13 protein-coding genes and 1 tRNA gene are annotated in these 18,591 nt (G+C 44.4%); 5 read left to right on the top strand and 9 right to left on the bottom strand.

Annotation, left to right across the window (positions count from 1 at the left end):
• Positions 1-259: 259 nt before the first annotated feature.
• Complete coding sequence (locus BLS65_RS14925; protein WP_170830150.1) at positions 260-5,299, bottom strand: Ig-like domain-containing protein; 5,040 nt, start codon at positions 5,297-5,299, stop codon at positions 260-262.
• 170 nt (positions 5,300-5,469) lie between these two features.
• Here BLS65_RS14925 and BLS65_RS14920 point away from each other — a divergent pair, with 170 nt between their 5' ends.
• The gene (locus BLS65_RS14920; protein WP_092440422.1) at positions 5,470-6,459 is read left to right on the top strand and encodes an aspartate-semialdehyde dehydrogenase; all 990 of its coding nucleotides are present in this window, start codon (positions 5,470-5,472) and stop codon (positions 6,457-6,459) included.
• Positions 6,460-6,569: 110 nt separating this feature from the next.
• Here the strand turns inward: BLS65_RS14920 and hflX are convergent, their stop codons facing one another.
• Entirely contained in the window at positions 6,570-7,847 is a 1,278-nt protein-coding gene (gene hflX, locus BLS65_RS14915; RefSeq protein ID WP_394331462.1) for a GTPase HflX, read from the bottom strand.
• A gap of 32 nt (positions 7,848-7,879) precedes the next feature.
• Positions 7,880-8,566, bottom strand: a complete 687-nt coding sequence (locus tag BLS65_RS14910) for an energy transducer TonB (protein ID WP_092440418.1) — start codon at positions 8,564-8,566, stop codon at positions 7,880-7,882.
• Between the two features lie 193 nt (positions 8,567-8,759).
• Here BLS65_RS14910 and BLS65_RS14905 point away from each other — a divergent pair.
• Positions 8,760-8,833, top strand: a tRNA-Ala gene (locus BLS65_RS14905).
• A 170-nt stretch (positions 8,834-9,003) separates the two neighbouring features.
• Here BLS65_RS14905 and BLS65_RS14900 read toward each other — a convergent pair.
• The 5 genes from BLS65_RS14900 to BLS65_RS14880 all read right to left on the bottom strand — a co-directional run bounded on the left by BLS65_RS14900 (position 9,004) and on the right by BLS65_RS14880 (position 14,752).
• A complete protein-coding gene (locus BLS65_RS14900) occupies positions 9,004-9,417 on the bottom strand; it encodes a rhodanese-like domain-containing protein (RefSeq protein WP_170830149.1) in 414 nt (137 codons plus the stop codon).
• 162 nt (positions 9,418-9,579) lie between these two features.
• Positions 9,580-10,014 (bottom strand): hypothetical protein, encoded by a 435-nt coding sequence (locus BLS65_RS14895; protein WP_125869896.1) that lies wholly within the window; start codon positions 10,012-10,014, stop codon positions 9,580-9,582.
• Complete coding sequence (locus tag BLS65_RS14890) at positions 10,001-10,486, bottom strand: DUF4190 domain-containing protein (RefSeq protein ID WP_092440412.1); 486 nt, start codon at positions 10,484-10,486, stop codon at positions 10,001-10,003. The genes BLS65_RS14895 and BLS65_RS14890 overlap by 14 nt, the downstream gene beginning before the upstream one ends.
• A gap of 150 nt (positions 10,487-10,636) precedes the next feature.
• Positions 10,637-12,775: a methylmalonyl-CoA mutase gene (gene scpA, locus BLS65_RS14885; RefSeq protein WP_092440410.1), complete on the bottom strand. Its 2,139-nt coding sequence runs from the start codon at positions 12,773-12,775 to the stop codon at positions 10,637-10,639.
• A gap of 99 nt (positions 12,776-12,874) precedes the next feature.
• On the bottom strand, positions 12,875-14,752 hold the full coding sequence (locus tag BLS65_RS14880) for a methylmalonyl-CoA mutase family protein (RefSeq protein ID WP_092440408.1): 1,878 nt from the start codon (positions 14,750-14,752) through the stop codon (positions 12,875-12,877).
• Positions 14,753-15,037: 285 nt separating this feature from the next.
• On the opposite strand from BLS65_RS14880, the gene BLS65_RS14875 reads away from it, so the two are divergent.
• On the top strand, positions 15,038-15,952 hold the full coding sequence (locus tag BLS65_RS14875) for a YitT family protein (RefSeq protein WP_092440406.1): 915 nt from the start codon (positions 15,038-15,040) through the stop codon (positions 15,950-15,952).
• A gap of 138 nt (positions 15,953-16,090) precedes the next feature.
• Here the strand turns inward: BLS65_RS14875 and BLS65_RS14870 are convergent, their stop codons facing one another.
• Positions 16,091-16,822 (bottom strand): DNA alkylation repair protein, encoded by a 732-nt coding sequence (locus BLS65_RS14870; RefSeq protein WP_092440404.1) that lies wholly within the window; start codon positions 16,820-16,822, stop codon positions 16,091-16,093.
• A 162-nt stretch (positions 16,823-16,984) separates the two neighbouring features.
• Here BLS65_RS14870 and kdsB point away from each other — a divergent pair, with 162 nt between their 5' ends.
• Positions 16,985-17,737, top strand: coding sequence for a 3-deoxy-manno-octulosonate cytidylyltransferase (gene kdsB / locus BLS65_RS14865; RefSeq protein WP_092440402.1), 753 nt, complete (start codon positions 16,985-16,987; stop codon positions 17,735-17,737).
• A 165-nt stretch (positions 17,738-17,902) separates the two neighbouring features.
• On the top strand, positions 17,903-18,442 hold the full coding sequence (locus tag BLS65_RS14860) for a hypothetical protein (protein ID WP_092440400.1): 540 nt from the start codon (positions 17,903-17,905) through the stop codon (positions 18,440-18,442).
• Positions 18,443-18,591: the final 149 nt, after the last annotated feature.

Below are 18,591 nucleotides of genomic sequence, written 5' to 3'. Positions count from 1 at the left end.
GTTGCTTTCAGCTGTCGGACATAGTAATTTACCGTATTGCGGTGTATGGCTAAACTTGAAGAACAGCTGCGGTTGCTTTCTCCTTTGATTTTTAACTGAATTAATTGTCGTACATCCATGATATCTATCTTCTTTGCGGCCATATCCCTGATTTAAGTTTCAGCGATAAGATAGAAATCATTCCTTTCAATGGCTCAATGGCGCAATTTGCGTCGAAACGGGTGGCGCAACTTCGACCGAAACAATAGCCTAAATGCACCTAAAAAAGTGGCACAACTTCGACCGAAACGCCTGGCACAACTTGAACCGAAATGGGTGGCACAACTTCGACCGTTTTATCTACAATTAACCTGTCGTAGCTAGTTAGTCGAATTCCGGAGGTAAGCGCGTTGCTGTTGTCGCGCCTAAATAGTTTTAGCTGTTTAAGGTTGAAGGCCGAGGTTGAGCGGTTGTATATCTCTATAAAATCGGCACCTCCGGTGTGGGGATTAAACAGCAACTCATTAATTACTATTTCTTGCCATTGCGCAAGTCTCGTCATGGCAAACGGAACCTCTACATTAGAAAGATTATTGCCGGCTAGGTCGGTTATGCCCTCCCCAATGGCTAAGTGGTATATGGTGTTCGTTGTCATGGGGCTGGCGAATGCTAGTCGAACATTTACGGCTGGGGCTGTTGCGCTCTGCATAGTAATGACACCAAGGTTCCCATCAACAGCGAATTTCTCATTGGTGATAGTGGCGAGTTGAAGCGGTTCCGAAAACTCAAGGGTAATAGTTTGCTCGTTTAAGACTGAAATACTTTTTAGCGTAGGGGGCGTGATATCCGGATTGGCAGCGCTCACCGAATTAACTTCTCCGGGAGTTCCACCAGCCAGATTTTCGCTGGCTATCCAGTTTAGGGAATCTTCCGAGAGATTGTCATAATCAATTTTTTCGAGTGAAAAGCCACCTTCCTTTTTTATTCCATCGCGGTACCAATCGTCGGAGTAGGTTACCTGTGTTATTGTTCTTCCTGCAATGTCTTTAAGTGATAGTATCGTTCCGGCGTTGGTTAAAGAGGGGAACGAGGTTACACCAATAGCACCTTTTTCGGCGAGTTTGGGTTGGGTGGCGCAAGTAGTTGTTGTAAGCAAAAGGTATTTGTTTGGGGGTAGAATAATGTTCCGAAGGGTTGCTCTGTTATTTGCGGCCAGCAGAGTCCAACCGTCAAGGTTTAACGTATCAATTGTGCGGCTCACAAGCTCTACATACTCGCACTCAGGTAGTCCTGCTACTGGTGTCGGGTCAGCCATCACTTCGTTGAAAACGGTGGATCCAAACTCAATAAATGGACCAAAATCAATGGTGATAGAGTCGGCGCTTTGGTTGCCTTCGCTATCGGTTAGGTTTCGCCACGAAAGGGTTGCTCTGCGCGGTAGGTCGGTTGATGCAACGAATTGAATGTTGCCGTTTTTATTGACTAGCGAAATTGGTTGGATGGGATTTCCTTCGCTCCAAAGATGAATTTTGTCTTCCAGTTGACTGGTGGATGCTACCGGTTCTGAGAATTTTAACGATGCAACTCTTTTCTCGCTTCGGGTAGCCGAAATCAATTTTGGCCCCGAGGCAAATCGGCACAGGTTGATGTCGTCGGCCCAAAGTAGCCCGGCACGGGTAGAGGTGTAGTTGAATCTAATGCTGAAACTTTTTATTGCAGTTAAGGTGGTGTCGGTAAATTGGTATTCTTCCTCGTTGATGAAAAGCGTTCTTTCCCCATTTGAAAATAGGATCAATTCGATGGCTGCTTGACTATTCTCTTTCCATTTAAATTGTGTGGAAATAAGTGTCTTAATGTTTTTTCCTTTTTCAATTTGCCATACCTTAAGCGTGTCGTCGTCGCCCGATTGGTTTACTCCAATGGCGTAACCGGTTAGGGCGTCGAGAGATAAGATATTGCTGTTGTTTGCCAGTAAAAGAGCAAAGTTATTGTCGGTCGAGGGCAACCAGTTTCCGGTTTTTAACTTGCATGAAAGCGTATAGCTGTCGGTTCTAAGGTTGGCTTCGGTAGGTATTGTTAGTGTAGACTGTTTTCCTTCGGGCAAACCATTGTGTCGAATCGATTTAGGACTTCCCAAGGCAGACGTGTTGTCTATCTTCCAACTGTCTGTTCCAATCCAAGTGATCGGAGTGGTTCCCGACTCAAAAGTTTCGCTTAGCGGACAGGTTTTATCTTGGGCAATCTCAAAGTTGAAGGGTGTTTTTGGTAAATTAACTGTCACTAAAGTGCCGGAGTAGCGACCGGTCGGAAATTCTTCAGTTGGTTGGAGATTCGCTCTCCCATTTATAAAAGTTGTGGAGTAGTCTCTTTTTTCTCCGCTGGCAATGTTGGTGATGGATACATCTACTGCATTTGAGTAATCGATGTCGATATTTTTCATGCTGTCTACCGCACTAGCCCCAATTACCAGAGGCTCATAGAATGAAATTAGCGGTTTCACCATTGGGTGAATAATTTTTGCTTCAACGGTGGTCGTAAATGGCGGAGATAGAACATCGAATGGTTGGATTTGAGCAAGTAGTGAACTGTTGCTGCTTACGGCCCATCCACAGTCTTTTGCCGAAACCTTGAATTGAAAAACGGTATTGTCGGTTACTGGATAATGACTGGGCTTTCCATAGAAAAGCAGGTTCTTACTGCTGTTGTTGTTAATATAAACGCTACTGCTAAAGGTTGTTTCAAGTAATCCGATTGACGAAAATGTGGTAGTCGTGGGGATGATCATCCCATCCGCTGTTCGAACTTCTATTTCTGATATTGGCGGGGCGATTACCAGTGTATCGTTTGAAATAATTTTTAAGGTTGCTTTAGTGATAATGGTTGGTAAGGTATCTGTTGTCCCAAAATCGTGGATATCTAGGCTTAATATTGGAATAAAGCGATTTCCGTTGGATGGCAATGGCGCCTCAATTACCGTGTTGGCTGAATGGGTAATGGTGCTGTTTTTATCACCAACCAGCAGGATAGCTGTTGGCGTCTCCAGTAGTGTGCCGGAGGATGAAGCAACTCTGTACTCTCCAGAATAAGGTAGCGTATTGCCAGCAAATATTGCTTTCCCTCCTGCAGATACTGTTGTCATGGTGGTGGTTTTCTCCTTCAAATTAGTGAAAGTGAGGGTGGCTTGTGCACTAAAGCCTGAATCTAAATTCCCAAGTTGATCAACCGCATTTACTTCAACCTGAAATGGTTCGTTTACCGCAACAACGATAGGGATGCTTTTCCAAACTAGTTTGCTTGCCACTATGTTTATAGGGAAAGCATTCGAAATTAGTGCATGTGGTAGGTTCGCCACAAAAGCCGAACCGCTGGTAGATGTAGTAAATCCGTGGATTGGTGATTCAATTTGTATTTGCAGTATCTCCCTGTCCGTAACTTTGTCGTTTAGTCCAACCAAAATCGAAATTTCCGCTGATTGACCTTCGATGATTATGAGGTCTCCTGGCAAGATTGGAATAGTTGCGGCTGTTTTTGTAATTGTGGGATTGCCAAGTGAAACCTCTTTACCGTTAATCTTTATTGCGAAGAAACGGATTGCTTTGGTCCAGTCGGCAGCCAAAGAGGCGGCACCATTTACCAACCTTATTTGGGTAACAATGGTTGGTAGCCCATCGCCACCTGCATCGGTGGCTACCAACCGCATCAGCTCTACCGCGCAGCTTGTCGTTGTACATCCAGGCGAAAGTTCTTTGGTTATTGGTTGGTTTCCTGCCAGCGAAAGTATCGAGGTGCTATCGTTCGAAAGGGATATCGATTGGGTTGTAATTTGGCCTAAGGATGCGTTGGTTGCCTTGAGGATGAAGCTATCCATTCCGGAATAAGTGATGTTGTTCCATGATGCCATTCCGTTTGCCATCGTTTGCGTAGATCCATCGGGTATGCTTAGGTTTCCTGTGCCTTCGTTTAGGGTAAGAGTTACCGTTCCGGTAAAATCCTGATCAACATTGCCGGTATCGTCGGTGGCACTTATTACTATCGAGAAGGGACTGCTTTTCTGGACTATGTGAGGTTGCTGTTTTACCGTTAGCCTATTTGCCAATACCTCAATAGTGTGTTGGGCGTTAATCGATTCAGGGAAGGCCGTGGCATACCCGGAACCCGTTAGTGCTGCCGACCAACCGTGGTTGATGTTTGGGATTTCCAAACCAAGTGGAGTGTGGTCTGTTACGGTTGTAGATTTTTTAAGTGTTGCCCAAATAGAGAACTCCTGTTCGGATCCATCGGCTACAACGATTGCCCCTTCATCTATTTCAACGGTAATGCTATTTTCGTCTATAGTGGCAGCCTTAACAGGAATTGGTGTGAATCCATTTTTGAGAATAACTTCTTCTAAAGTTTGACCGAGGTTAGGACCCGATCCGTTTCTTCTGAATATTAGTCGCGTTGGTTTTGTTGATAGGCCATCGCCACTGGCCTTGTCTGTTATTCTAAATCGAAGCAGCTCTTTTGCCAGTACAGAGGAAGTGTCGGTGGTAAATATTTGCTGCGATGCAATTTGAGTTGTTGGAGGATTTACGGTTGAGGTGAGGTTGTTGGTATTCAACGGTGAGTAAGTAACTGAAATGTCATCGAGCCAAAGGTTCCGGTCGGCGCTGGAGGTATAGGTGTAGGCCACGACCAAGTTTTGAAGCGTACCAAAATCGCTATTTTGAAAAGTTCCTAGGGTTACCAAATTGGCGAAAAGGCCGTCTTTTGAAACTTTTAGTGTCCATGCGCCGGAAGCGCTCCGCGTCACCTCTATGGCGGCTGACTTAGTGGTGCCAACTTCGCTTTCCCAGTTAAAGTTTGTTTCCAGTAAAACTTCAGTTAAAGGTGTATTGGTTGGAGATATGCTATGCTTGTAAATCCTAAGTTTGTCGTCGCTTCCGGTAGTGTTTATACCGACAGAGTATCCGGAAAACAGGTTGCCGCCATTCATTTCCGTTGCATTGGCCGTCGACATTAAGAATACCGACCAGCGGTTAGATGCAGAGGGAGCATAGCCGTGCTTTATTAGGAATCGCCATCTAACATTACCTTCGGAAATGCTAGGAAGATTCATGTTTATCCCCACAAAATCTACAGCAGCGAGGGTGTTGTCGTAGGTATGCTTTAGGGAATAAATACCGGAAAGAGGCCGGTCGGTTGAGGCTTCCCAACGACTTATAGGGCTTTGAGTCCACAATACAGATGAACCCGATTCGAAATCCTCATTGACTTGGGCGAGTGCGTTACTCCCGAAAAGGGCCGACAGGACCAGTAACGCCAAAGATAATTTGCGCATAGTTATGGGTTTTGCCATGAGAAAGTTACGAAAAACTGTAACTCTGGTAAAGTCTTTTTGTGTTTTATTTTGCACCTTAATTTTTTTTAAAGAAATTGTAGGCGTTTTAGAGGGTTTTATTGTTGTCTTGCTAAACGAACTATCTTTGTTTTTGAATTAATTTCGATTGTATGAAGGTTGCAGTTGTCGGTGCCACCGGTTTGGTTGGCAGTGTTATGCTAAAGGTTCTTGAGGAACGGAATTTTCCTGTTACCGAACTTATTCCTGTGGCTTCAGAGAAGTCGGTTGGTAAAGAGGTCTTGTTCAAAGGCCAGATGGTGAAAGTGGTATCGGTTCAGGAGGCATTGGCGAAAAAGCCACACCTTGCTATTTTCTCAGCAGGTGCTTCCGTTTCGAAGATGCTGGCTCCCCAATTTGCTAAGATTGGGTGCAAAGTGGTTGATAACAGCTCTGCGTGGCGCATGGATCCTGATATTAAACTGGTTATTCCCGAGGTTAACGGGGATGTTCTGACGATTGGTGATATGATAATTGCTAATCCCAACTGCTCAACCATTCAAATGTTGGTTGCCTTAAATCCGCTGCATCAGGAATATGGAATTAAGCGCATTGTAGTGTCGACATACCAGTCCATAACCGGTACTGGTGTAAAGGCGGTAACTCAAATGGAGAATGAACGGGCTGGTGTAGAAGGCCCAATGGTTTATCCTCATCCGATTGATAAAAACTGCATTCCACAGTGTGATGTATTTCTCGATAATCGCTACACCAAGGAGGAGGTTAAACTCATCGTTGAAACCCATAAAATTCTTGGCGATAAAACTATTGCGGTTACCCCAACGGCTGTAAGGGTTCCGGTGGTGGGTGGCCACTCTGAAAGTATCACCGTGGAACTTAAAAAGTCTGCTACCCTTGACGATATAACTAAAATACTAAGTTTTGCCCCTGGTGTGGTGGTTCTCGATAACCCTGCCAAGAACGAATACCCCATGGCCCGCATGGCTGAGGGTAAAGATTCTGTCTTTGTGGGTAGAATACGCCCGGACCTATTCGTTCAGAACTGTTTTAGCATGTGGGTAGTGGCAGATAACCTTCGGAAGGGTGCTGCAACCAATGCTATACAAATTGCCGAACTCTTGCTCGCTAAGAATTGGATTTAGTTTGAGGGCCTCAGTTATATCAGAGGAGAGAATAAGGTGAGATGCTTTAAAAGTGAAATCCCCGCCATTTATGGTGGGGATTTCTGCATAAGGAAGAACCCTGTTTTCGCTTACTCCAACTCTTCAGTCTCCGGTTGGCCGGGCACAAAGTTATAACCGGGATAGCCTTGAGCATGCTGGCTGTATGGATATCGAACCTTATAGCCGGTTCTTACAAGTTTTATTAACTCATTTCTTAGTGCATCCACGTTTACGCCTTTCTTTGCCGAAATAAATATGCAGGGAGCATCCTCTTTGGCCATGTAGCTATTCATGTACATGTCGAGGCTGATGTTCTTTCTCGTGGATGGTGAAAGGTCGAATTCGTCTTTTTCGATAAAGGTGAATGCATCAACCTTGTTAAATACCAGATAGTTTACTTTGTCTGCGGCACCTATTTCCTTTAGCGTTTGATTGACCACATGGAGCTGGTCCTCAAATTTGGGGTGGGAGATATCCACCACGTGCAGTAGCACATCGGCCTCGCGCACTTCATCCAGCGTCGATTTGAAACTTTCCACCAGCTGATGGGGAAGCTTTCGGATAAATCCAACGGTATCGGAGAGTAGGAACGGGGTACTATCGATAACTACTTTTCGAACGGTAGTGTCGAGGGTGGCAAACAGTTTGTTCTCGGCAAAAACCTCCGACTTACTGAGGTAGTTCATCAGCGTAGATTTACCCACGTTGGTATAACCCACCAAGGCGACACGGACCAACTGACCGCGATTTTTTCGCTGGGTTGCCATTTGGCGGTCGATTTTGATCAACTGCTCTTTAAGCAAGACAATCTTATCGCGAATGATTCGGCGGTCGGTTTCAATTTCGGATTCTCCCGGTCCGCGCATTCCAATCCCGCCTTGTTGGCGTTCTAGGTGCGTCCACATGCGGGTGAGGCGAGGGAGTAAGTATTGGTATTGGGCAAGTTCAACCTGCGTTTTGGCGTAGGCCGTTTTTGCCCGTTGGGCAAATATGTCTAAAATAAGGTTGGTTCGATCAAGGATTTTGATCTCGAGTGCCTTTTCCAGATTCCTCAGCTGGGAGGGCGTTAGTTCATCGTCGAAAATAACAGTATCCACTCCGTTTTGCACAACATAATCCTTAATCTCGAGCATTTTCCCTTGCCCAATAAAGGTTGCGGAGTTAGGTAGATCCACTTTTTGCACGAATCTACGAAGGGTGGTTGCACCGGCCGTAAGGGCCAGAAATTCGAGTTCGTCAAGATACTCGGTAACCTGTTCCTCGGGTTGAAGTCGGGTTATAACGCCAACTAAAACAACTGTCTCTGATTTTTTTACAGGGGAGATCATGGGCAAACTTGTTAAGAACAAAAGACCCTGATTGTTCATCAGGGTCCATGTTATGAATTTTGGGGAGTAGTTTACTGCAGTTGGAAAATAATGGGGAAAGTAAACGTTACACGAACCGGTTTGTTCCGTTGTTTACCTGGACTCCACTTTGGAGCAGATGCTACTACACGAACCGCTTCTTTGTCCAGTGCAGGATCAACCCCGCGAACAACTTTTACGTTTGTTATTCTACCGTCTCCTTCTATTACAAAAGAAACGAATACTTTTCCTTGAATACCATTTTCTTGTGCAATTTCAGGGTATTTGAGGTTCTGTCCAATATAGGTTCTGAAACCATCTTGACCCTTACCTTGGAAACTAGGCATCTCCTCTACGATGAAGAAAACTTCTTCTTCCGCAACGGCCTGTTCTTCCTTTTCTTGGAATGCAACTACCTTTACTGCCTTGCTTGGGTCATCGTCGGAACTGAAATCAAACTCGTCAGTAACCTTTACGTCGTTCTTAACGATCTTAAAATCGGTAGTAGCGGCAACTGGCGCAGCTGGAGGAGGCGTCTTGATTTCTTCCTGACGGGTAATAGGAATAATTTCTTGTTCAACGGCAGTTTCCTGAACTACCATGTTCTCAAGTTCCTTATTGCCACCACTAGTCCAGTTAAAAGCAAGGAGAGATAATCCTATTACTGCAACAAGACCAATTTCAAGAAATATTGTTCTCTTGTTTTCTAGGTCTGCTTTAGTCGATTTTTTTACTTCCATGTCGGTTCAATTTTTAGCGCTTAAAAATACGAATTGTTAATGCGTTTTCAAAGTGTTATATCAAAAAAATGTCAAATAGTTTACTGAAGCCTTTGGTAGATTGGAATAGTACAAATGAAATGATTTTATTGGTTTTTTTTATCAAAACGATAGATTTATATTTTAATTTTTCTATTTTTGCATCGCTTTAGAAGGGGGTGTAGCTCAGTTGGCTAGAGCGCTTGCATGGCATGCAAGAGGTCAGGGGTTCGATTCCCCTCATCTCCACCCAAAAAGGACCAATCACTGATTGGTCCTTTTTTTATGCAGTTTGGTTTGAAAATCCATGATTTTCTCGGACCTATACTTCAATCAACATGGTTGAGGTGGGTGCTATATTAAGAATACAGGATGGGATAGGCCTCTTTCCTAGTCGTTTTTTGCTAAGCGGCTATTGTTTAGTGCGAACAGCCACAGCCGCATCCTCCCGAAGAGGGTTTCTTTCCATTAATGAAAACGCTGAGTTTTTCTTTGTTCCAGGTGGCTATACCTCCATCGAGATTTGCAACCTGCTTAAATCCTTGGTAGAGCAGGAGATTTGCAATCTTTGTTCCTCTGGTTCCGCTATTGCTGGAAACAATGATAAGGGTTTCCTTACTCAACTGCTTATGGCCTTCCACAATCTCGCTAATAGGGATATGGATAAGTTTTGGTATATCGAAGCAGATGATGTCGAGTTCTTCTTGTTCCCTAACATCCAGCAAAATGGCTTTTCCGCTCTGCAGTAAATTGTTGGCATGCTCTGGTTCAATATGGCTAACCCCTTTGAGTGTAAAGGTTTGATTTTTGGGTGTCTCGTTTAGTGCTGTCATTGTCTTGGTGTTTAGCATCAATTTTTTTGGATTGAGAAATGTTCTTTTTCAAAAAAATAATGGAATTGATTCAGTTGGAGGCAAATATAATAAAATTGTGATATGGGATATTTCTCCTGCAGCTCTTTTTTGGCGATTGATCACCCAATTACCTTTTAGATGTTATAGCTTGTTGGCTGCTTCTTCAAATAGAAAATATAAGAACGGAGAAAATGCATAGATAAAAATCGCTGTTGAAATTGTAATATCTGCTATCACAACCCGATTTCCATACTTGGAGTAGGCGATGAATAACCATGAAAAGAGTAGGCGCAACAGTAATTGTGCAGCAAAGAATGAGAATATTTGTAGGGAGTAACGGTTATATATTTTGGCCTGTGTAAAGTTGAGCCGCACTATCTCCGAGAAAGCTCTTGACAGCCCGCTGCTCGGGGATGTTTGCCCGGTGGCCGATTCATAGTAGGAGTGAATTGGATAACTGTTGGAGGTAGAAAAAATGCCAGAGTAGAGTAGTATTGCTACTACCACTCCGGCAAGAATGATGTTAATCTTAATGTAAGGTTCGCTAAAGAGTTGTTTAATCCTACTTTGTTTCACCCACATGCTTTTTTTCTACGCCTCTAATTTTAATGTAAGTGCGCTTGGTTTTGCTCTTTGTTGAATCGTCGTTACCTTCTTCCAGTATTTCTAATTTCATGATGAGGCTATCCTTGTTGTCGCCCACCGTTACCTCAATGTTATTTGTCGAGTCATCGATATATTCCGTTTTGATATTGTCTTTTATTTTGTTGCCAACATAGGTGGCAACTCCTCCCCACAAAAGGGTGTAAAGGGTAGCGACAACCGTTGCCAGAATGGAAATGGTGAGGGCTGCGTAGCCTAGACCCCGGGCACCATTGCCTCTTCTGGCTTGGTCGAGGGCAACTGCGCTCAGTATTATGGCAACTACGCCGGGCACAATTGCGATGATGCTTAGGCAGGGGATAATCGATATGATTAAGGCAATAATCCCAAAAACAATTCCGAGAATTCCGAGAGTTTGACCTGCTGTGGTTTGTTTTACTTCCATATCTGTATGTGTTTATATTTACTATTTACCTAATCTACTAACGCTATTGGATTTGCAACGCTGCACTAGGAGTTGAAAAAAAGTAGTTGAGGGCAATTTACAAAAAAAGAAAAGCCGCACAATGGCGGCTTCTCATTAGCTATATAGATTTTATTCTTCCGCTTGTTTGATAAGCAGTTCGATCATTTTAATGGCGGCAACCGATACAGAGGTTCCTGGACCAAAAATTGCTGCTGCACCTGCCTCATAGAGAAATTGGTAATCTTGGTGAGGAATTACACCTCCAACAATCACCATAATGTCTTCTCTACCCAGCTTTTTAAGTTCAGCCATAATTTGAGGAACCAAGGTCTTGTGACCAGCAGCCAACGAAGATACACCTACTACGTGGACGTCGTTTTCAACAGCTTGTTTTGCTGCCTCTTCTGGGGTCTGGAACAATGGTCCCATATCCACGTCGAATCCTATATCGGCGTAACCGGTTGCTACAACCTTAGCACCACGGTCGTGACCGTCCTGACCCAGTTTGGCAATCATGATACGTGGCTGACGACCTTCTTTCTTGGCAAACTCTTCGCACATTTTGCGTGCTTGCTCAAAGGTTGAGTCGTTCTTAGCTTCAGATGAGTATACTCCGGAGTTCATACGTATAACGGCTTTGTAGCGTCCAACAATTACTTCGCAAGCATCAGAGATTTCACCAAGGGTAACGCGCTTTTGAGCAGCTTCAATGGCAAGCTCGAGTAGGTTGCCTTGCTTGGATTCAACACACTTGGTAATTCTTGCTAGAATTTCCTTCACGTCAGCCTCGTTTCGGCTGGCACGGAGGTGGTTGAGACGCTCAATTTGCGATAGGCGAACTGCTGTGTTGTCGATATCGAGAATGTCGATAGGATCTTCCTTCTCGAGACGATACTTGTTCAATCCAACGATGGTGTCGGTGCGAGAGTCGATGCGCGCTTGCTTGCGTGCAGATGCCTCTTCGATACGCATTTTTGGCAGACCTGTTTCAATTGCCTTTGCCATTCCACCGAGTTCTTCCACTTCTTGGATCAACTTCCAAGCTTTGTTGGCGATTTCGTGGGTGAGTTTTTCTACGTAGTATGAGCCTGCCCAAGGGTCAACACCCTTGCAGATATTGGTCTCCTCTTGAATGAAGATTTGAGTGTTACGGGCAATACGTGCAGAAAATTCAGTAGGAAGTGCAATAGCCTCATCGAGGGCGTTGGTGTGCAGCGATTGGGTATGACCAAGGGCAGCAGCCATCGCTTCCACGCAGGTACGAGCCACGTTGTTGTAAGGATCTTGCTCGGTGAGCGACCATCCAGAAGTTTGGCTATGGGTTCTTAATGCAAGCGATTTCGCACTCTTTGGGTCGAATTGCTTAACGAGCTTAGCCCAAAGAAGACGAGCTGCACGCATTTTAGCAATTTCCATGAAGTGGTTCATTCCGATTGCCCAGAAGAACGAAAGCCGAGGAGCAAATTGGTCAACCGTAAGGCCGGCCTTAACTCCAGTACGGAGGTATTCCAAACCATCGGCTAGGGTGTATGCCAACTCGATGTCGGCGGTAGCACCTGCCTCTTGCATGTGGTAACCCGAAATAGAGATGCTATTGAATTTCGGCATCTTACGAGAGGTGAACTCAAAGATGTCGGCAATAATCTTCATGGAGAATTCGGGTGGGTAGATGTATGTGTTACGCACCATGAACTCCTTTAGAATATCGTTTTGGATGGTTCCGCTAAGCTGATCGAGTGTGCAACCTTGCTCCAAACCGGCTACAATATAGAAAGCCAAGATTGGAAGAACGGCACCATTCATGGTCATCGAAACCGACATCTGGTTGAGAGGAATTCCGTCGAAGAGTACCTTCATGTCCTCTACCGAACAGATGGAAACACCAGCCTTACCAACATCACCAACTACGCGTTGATGGTCGGCATCGTAGCCGCGGTGCGTTGCCAAGTCGAATGCTACCGAAAGACCCTTTTGACCTGCAGCAAGGTTGCGGCGGTAGAAAGCGTTCGATTCGGCAGCAGTGGAGAATCCGGCGTATTGACGGATGGTCCAAGGCTTGTTTACATACATGGTGCTGTAAGGTCCACGCAGAAATGGAGGAAGACCTGCAGCGTAATTTAGGTGCTCCATACCAGCCAAATCGTCGGCGGTATAGATTGGTTTTAGCGGAATTTGCTCCGGTGTTGTCCAGGCCGATTGGCTGCTCGCGCTAGCTGCTTCGGTTTTGTAATCCTGAGACATGTCTATTTTGGAAAAATCTGGTCTCATCTTTTTATTTTTTTAACCCTGATTAGTTTGCTTGTCATAAGTCTTGCTACCTGCAAAAGTTGTATGCTGTAGCGGTGCCAACGACCTACGCATCAGAGTTTAGATGTTCAACATTTTTTGATATTCCTTTAAAGTCTCAAGGACGTTACTCTTCACGCTAATGAAGTTCTTGATGCCCTTTGCCTCAAGTTCTGGTCTGCAAGCAGGTTCTCCGGCAACAACAAATACTGCCTTGCCCTTAAGCATCTCAAATGCTTCAGGTGCTAGTGTTTCGTACTCTTCATCGGAGCTACAAATCACTACAAGTGCTGCTTTTGCATCAATTGCAGCCTTAACCCCTTCGGCAACGCTAGCGTAACCGTTATGATCAAGAATGCGGAGGCCAGCACAACCAAAGAAGTTACCGCTGAACTGAGCTCTTCCACGACGGAAAGCTAAGCTGCCTAGCGTGAGCATAAAGGCAATAGGCTCTTTACCACTCTTTTCGGTGCGGAAGCGAAGTTCCTCAAAAGCCATGGCACCACGGTAGGGCACCAGTGGACGAGCACATTCACAATCGGTACAAGTGCATGCCTCTGCTTTTGCGCGAGTTACAGCATCAAGGGTTACTTCTTTTTCTAAACTCTCGGTAGCATTAGGATACTGGTTGGTTCCTAAAAGAATATCTCGGCGAGTAGCCAAGTTGGTATCACGCTTTTGTGCGGTGGCTTCAACTTGACCTTGGATAAATCCACCAAGGAACGCTTTAACATATCCACCCTTTTCTTCTACTTGCTTGAATAGCTTCCAAGCCTCTTCGGCGATGGAGGCGGTGAGCATTTCGATGTAGTAAGAACCGGCAGAAGGGTCAACAACTTTGTCGAAGTGACACTCTTCCTTAAGAATAATTTGGGTGTTACGGGCAGTACGCTCCGATATTTCGGCCGACTTGCGGAATGGTGCATCGAAAGGAAGCACGGTGAGCGAATCTACGCCTGCAATTGCTGCACTCATAGCCTCGGTGGTTCCGCGAAGTAAGTTTACGTATGGATCGTATACCGATTGATTCCAGCGGGAGGTTTCAGCGTGGATTATCATCTTCGCTGAATCTTTACTTGCTGGTTTATATGCCTCTACAATTTGAGCCCAGAGCATGCGCGCTGCGCGGAACTTGGCAATCTCGAGGAAGTAGCTCGTGCCAGTGGAGTAGGTAAACTTGATGCGCGATGCAACCGCATCGGCAGAGAGACCTCGTTCGGTCAATGCCGACATATACTCGGTGGCAACAGCAAGGGAGAATGCGAGTTCCTGAACGGTAGTTGATCCACTATTGTGGAACATGCTTCCATTTACACTAATAACCTTGTAGTTTGGAAGCTCTTTTGCCGCAGCAATAAGTTCTTTTGCCGCGTCGAAGGCTTGCTTTTGATCTTGGCAAAACTTGCCACGTAAGGTGAGGCTGCGAATAGGGTCGTAGTTTACCGATCCCTTAACTTCGGCGGCATTTATCTTATGCTTCTTGACGTATTCAACCATCAAAGGCAGCATGGCAAGGCTTGCACCGCCAGCTACAAAGTTGGTCTCAACGCTGGGCAGGTCAATCTCGTGCAGCAATGTTTCCATCTCTGCGGCGGTAATGCCTTTTTTGCTATCGAGAATAAAGCCAAGAGAGTCAACACCCCGCATGAGGACGTTGAGCGCTTGAGCATTTGCATCCTTTACATTTCCTGCGTCAATATCCTGACGAACCAACCAACTGTTGTTGGTTTTGGTGCTGCGAACGTAGGGAAACTGACCGGGAAGATACTTCAGGTGCTTTAGATTTTTCATGTCTTCGGCGCGGTAGTAGGGCCTTACGCTTAAGCCATCAATGGTTTTCCATACCAGCTTTTTTTCGTAGTCGGCGCCTTTTAAGTCGGCCGTGATTACTGCTTCCCATTCCGCGGTAGAAACCGGTGGAAATTCGGTAAACAGCTTGTTCTCCTTATTTTCTGCCATAACTTAACTTTTTGTTTAAGCAGGGGCAAAGTTAAAAAAAATGAGAAACAACTTCGATGTTATTAGTTTAAAGTGAACTGCGGCTGTTGTTAAGCATATCTACAATTGAACAGTTAATGTTGTGCGGCATTTGTGGTGTAAAACAAGAGCTATACTTTTGCGCGCTCAGCAAATATGGATTTCCCTCTTTTTATTAGGACTATTCTTTTTGCTGTTTTGTCGAGGTTACTATCTCTTCGGCACGGATGAATTTTTGGCTTGAGTAATCATAAAAACACTAAAGACATGGGCTTTGTAACGCACGAGAAATTCTTATCAAAGGATTTTTTTATCACCTACACTTGGCTGCTGGGTGGTTGTTTTGTATTTGCACTTGGTGCAGTACTATTTGCTGAGCCATATGGCTTTGCTCCTGGTGGAACTTATGGACTTTCCATGGTTTTCCATCACCTGTGGGGTTGGAGAACTGAGTTAGCCGCTCTTTGCATGGACATACCACTACTATTATTAGGTATCTATTTTCTTGGTGGCAAGTTTGGTGTGAAAACGATTGTTTGCACATTTGCCATTCCTGCTTTTATGTGGCTTATTCACCGATACTACGGTTTCGATGCGCTAATTGAACCCGGTATTTCCGATAGAATGTTGCTGAAAGAGCAGCTGTTATCTTCAGTTTTTGGTGGAATTATTTACGGAATTGGAATTGGAATGATCTTTAAGTCGCGCGCCACATCGGGTGGTTCCGATATTATTGCCATGATTCTGAATAAGTACAGCCACATCTCGCTTGGTCAACTTGTAATTATTGTCGACTCCATTATTACCTTAACTACAGTAGCGGCATTTGGCGATTGGCGCCTTCCTATGTACTCGTGGATTATCGTATTTATCGAAGGAAAGGTAATCGATTTAATTCTTGATGGTGCTTCGGTTCATAAAACTTTAATGATTGTTACCGAGAAGGTTGATGCCGTGAAAACGGTAATTATAAATGACATTGGTAGGGGCGCAACTTTGCTACCTGCCGTTGGCCTCTACAAAGGGGAGGAGCGGAGTATGATTTACACCATTCTTACTCGCCGGGAGGCTATGGTGCTGCGTCACCGTATTGCCGAGATCGATCCAAAGGCATTTGTAAATGTTATCGATTCAAAGGAAATTCTGGGGCATGGGTTTAAATCCCTTCAGGCTGATTCCTAATTAATTGGTCGTTGAAAAACAGGTAAAGGAGATCTTTGGGTTTCCTTTACTTGTTTTACACCGGCTTGATAAAATTCTAGTTGTGTTGCGCGGTCCTGGTGATACTTGATGTCTGCATATAACTATTTTGTCTACAGCTTACCGCCTCTTTGCGCCCCTTTTCAAAAACTCCAGACGCAAATCTTCTGGAAACTTTTCAATGGCATAGCGCAGCATCGTCCGTGGCATTGTGTCGGAATTTACTTCTAAAAAGGCTAGCTCAGCGGCTAAATCGCGATTGCCTATCTCCCTTAGCATCCAGCCCACCGCCTTGTGTATTAGGTCGTGCTTGTGGGTTAGCAGTAGCGTTGCAATTTTTATTGGGTGCTCAAATTCGAGCTGGCGAATGTAGTAGAAGCACGATAGCATAGCCACTCTTTGCTCCCAAATGTTTTGGGATTGGGCAAGGGAGAAAAGCGTATCGTTATTGCCCGTGGAGTATAGGTATGGTCCCGAAACGTAAGGGGCTGATGAATCTACTAAATCCCAATTATTCACCCCGCGAAGGTTGTTTAGGTAGAGTTGAGCAATCTCGGCCTTCGCCTCTAGGAACTTGGCTTTCTCAAACTTTTTTACCAGTATGAAAAGAGTGGTGAGTCGATGCTCGTGAATAGGGCTATTTAGTTCTTGTTCGAGCTCGTCGAGTTTCATTTGTGCGAAGAGCAGGTTGGCTACTTTTCGCTGGTTGGGCACGCTTACTCCTATAAAGTGATCTCCTTCTCCATAACCTCCCGGGAATACCTGGAAAAAACGCTCCAACTCCGCTATACTTTTTTTTGTGTTGATGAATTTGATTAGTTCAGCCCCGATTTTTGAGGAAAGGTTTGCCATTTTTGAGTTCTCCTTTGTTATTTTTGTATCTTGCTCTTTCCATACAGACCTATTCCCATTGTCAATAGGTTATGAAAGCAGCACAAATATTGAAAATATATTTGACGGATTAAGGATGTTTGCGATAAAATATGGAGTTTTGTTCCCCAAAAACGGTAGCTTATGAATGCAATTGGAATCATCCCAGCTCGGTTTGCCTCAACACGCTTCCCGGGAAAGCCATTGGCCATGATTGGAGGGAAGCCTATGGTGCAAAGGGTATACGAACAGGCCCTTAAGGTTCTTGATGTGGTGGTGGTTGCCACCGATGACAATCGTATTTTTAGCGCAGTAGAATCGTTTGGTGGCAAGGTTGTTATGACCTCACCTTGGCACAAAAGCGGAACCGATAGGGCAGCAGAGGCCTTACAAATTGTAGTCGATCAGCTGGGGCGTAAGTTCGATGTTGTGTTGAATATTCAAGGCGATGAGCCATTCATTCAGCCGGAGCAACTGCGCAAGGTGCTCTCCTGCTTTCTCGATAGGGATGCTGAAATTGCTACGTTAGTAAAACCATTTAGCCCGAGCGAGGATATTTTCAACCCCAATAGCGTTAAAGTTGTTATAAATCCGCGAGGCGAAGCAATTTACTTTAGCCGAAGCCCAATTCCCTATATGCGAGGAGAGGATAAGGAGTTGTGGGGAAATCAGCATGTTTTCCTCAAGCATATTGGTCTTTACGGATATCGTTCCGATGTTTTGGAAGATATTACCAAGTTGGAGCAAACACCGCTGGAAATTGCTGAGTCCTTGGAGCAGCTCCGGTGGATCGAAAACGGGTATAAGATAAAGGTGGAGCAAACACACCTCGAAAGCATTGGTATTGACACACCCGAAGATCTTGAGCGGGTAATTCAGCTGGGGCTACTAGGATAATTTGGTGGTAGATGTATTTGAAATGCGGCTTAGTTTGGCCGCATTTTCATTTACTGGAGCAACCAGTCTAAGCAACTCTTCATGCACAGGCTACGAAAAACATGCATGTGACTAATTTCTCTTATATTACGTTGCATTTATGGGTTGAATCTTGCAAGAATTTAAATGATGAATAAGATCTGGTTTTTAGTAATGTGTTTTATTCTAGCACATATGTCTGCTTTTTCGCAAGAAAAATTGCTGTTTTATAAATGTCAACCAGAGTCGATGGAAATTAATATTATCCTTGATAAAGAAGAATACTTTCCTTATGAACCGATTCTATTGGAGATACACCTTAAAAATATTAGTGATGTGCCCCAGCAGTTTGGTTCACTTAATTTTTTTTCATTAAACCTACGTTATCAGGTGTTTAATAATGAGCTATTAATGGATAGATATTTTCTTTGGCAGAATTCAGAAAGCGCTGGATGGTTTTTAACAAAGGGAACATCGACTAATCCTTCTGACTTTAAGAAAGAACAAACATTAATAAATCATTATGTCGATTTTAAAGATCATTCAGGGGAATTTGTGATGGAAATTGGTTTTCCAATCCAAGGGGAGTTAAGAAAAGGTGTTTTCGGCGTTGTGGATTACAATACAAAAAAGAAAGATTTGGCTCTATTCAGTGATAATGTTGTTGCAAAAATTTGCTTATCTTAGTGGAAAGTCTCTATGATATGACAATAATTGAACAAATCCGAGAACTCGCAAAACAGTTGACAGAACAAGAGCGCGTTACGGTAATGCGGGAGCTGAAAAATACGGATGCATCACTTACGGCTCAGCTGGGGGAGGCGAAAGTCTGCCCC

This window comes from Williamwhitmania taraxaci (assembly GCF_900096565.1).
Taxonomy (GTDB): domain Bacteria; phylum Bacteroidota; class Bacteroidia; order Bacteroidales; family Williamwhitmaniaceae; genus Williamwhitmania; species Williamwhitmania taraxaci.
The sequence above is the reverse complement of the archived record's forward strand: the minus strand, read 5'-3'. Positions and strand labels throughout refer to the sequence as shown.

What these genes read in the sequence shown, in the direction of transcription:
- BLS65_RS14900 (WP_170830149.1), bottom strand. Translation starts at nt 9,417, where the DNA reads ATGACAGCACTAAACGAGACACCCAAAAATCAAACCTTTACACTCAAA.
- scpA (WP_092440410.1), bottom strand. Translation starts at nt 12,775, where the DNA reads ATGAGACCAGATTTTTCCAAAATAGACATGTCTCAGGATTACAAAACC.
- hflX (WP_394331462.1), bottom strand. Translation starts at nt 7,847, where the DNA reads ATGAACAATCAGGGTCTTTTGTTCTTAACAAGTTTGCCCATGATCTCC.
- BLS65_RS14875 (WP_092440406.1), top strand. Translation starts at nt 15,038, where the DNA reads ATGGGCTTTGTAACGCACGAGAAATTCTTATCAAAGGATTTTTTTATC.
- BLS65_RS14910 (WP_092440418.1), bottom strand. Translation starts at nt 8,566, where the DNA reads ATGGAAGTAAAAAAATCGACTAAAGCAGACCTAGAAAACAAGAGAACA.
- BLS65_RS14860 (WP_092440400.1), top strand. Translation starts at nt 17,903, where the DNA reads ATGATGAATAAGATCTGGTTTTTAGTAATGTGTTTTATTCTAGCACAT.
- BLS65_RS14920 (WP_092440422.1), top strand. Translation starts at nt 5,470, where the DNA reads ATGAAGGTTGCAGTTGTCGGTGCCACCGGTTTGGTTGGCAGTGTTATG.
- BLS65_RS14890 (WP_092440412.1), bottom strand. Translation starts at nt 10,486, where the DNA reads ATGGAAGTAAAACAAACCACAGCAGGTCAAACTCTCGGAATTCTCGGA.
- BLS65_RS14870 (WP_092440404.1), bottom strand. Translation starts at nt 16,822, where the DNA reads ATGGCAAACCTTTCCTCAAAAATCGGGGCTGAACTAATCAAATTCATC.
- kdsB (WP_092440402.1), top strand. Translation starts at nt 16,985, where the DNA reads ATGAATGCAATTGGAATCATCCCAGCTCGGTTTGCCTCAACACGCTTC.
- BLS65_RS14880 (WP_092440408.1), bottom strand. Translation starts at nt 14,752, where the DNA reads ATGGCAGAAAATAAGGAGAACAAGCTGTTTACCGAATTTCCACCGGTT.
- BLS65_RS14925 (WP_170830150.1), bottom strand. Translation starts at nt 5,299, where the DNA reads ATGCGCAAATTATCTTTGGCGTTACTGGTCCTGTCGGCCCTTTTCGGG.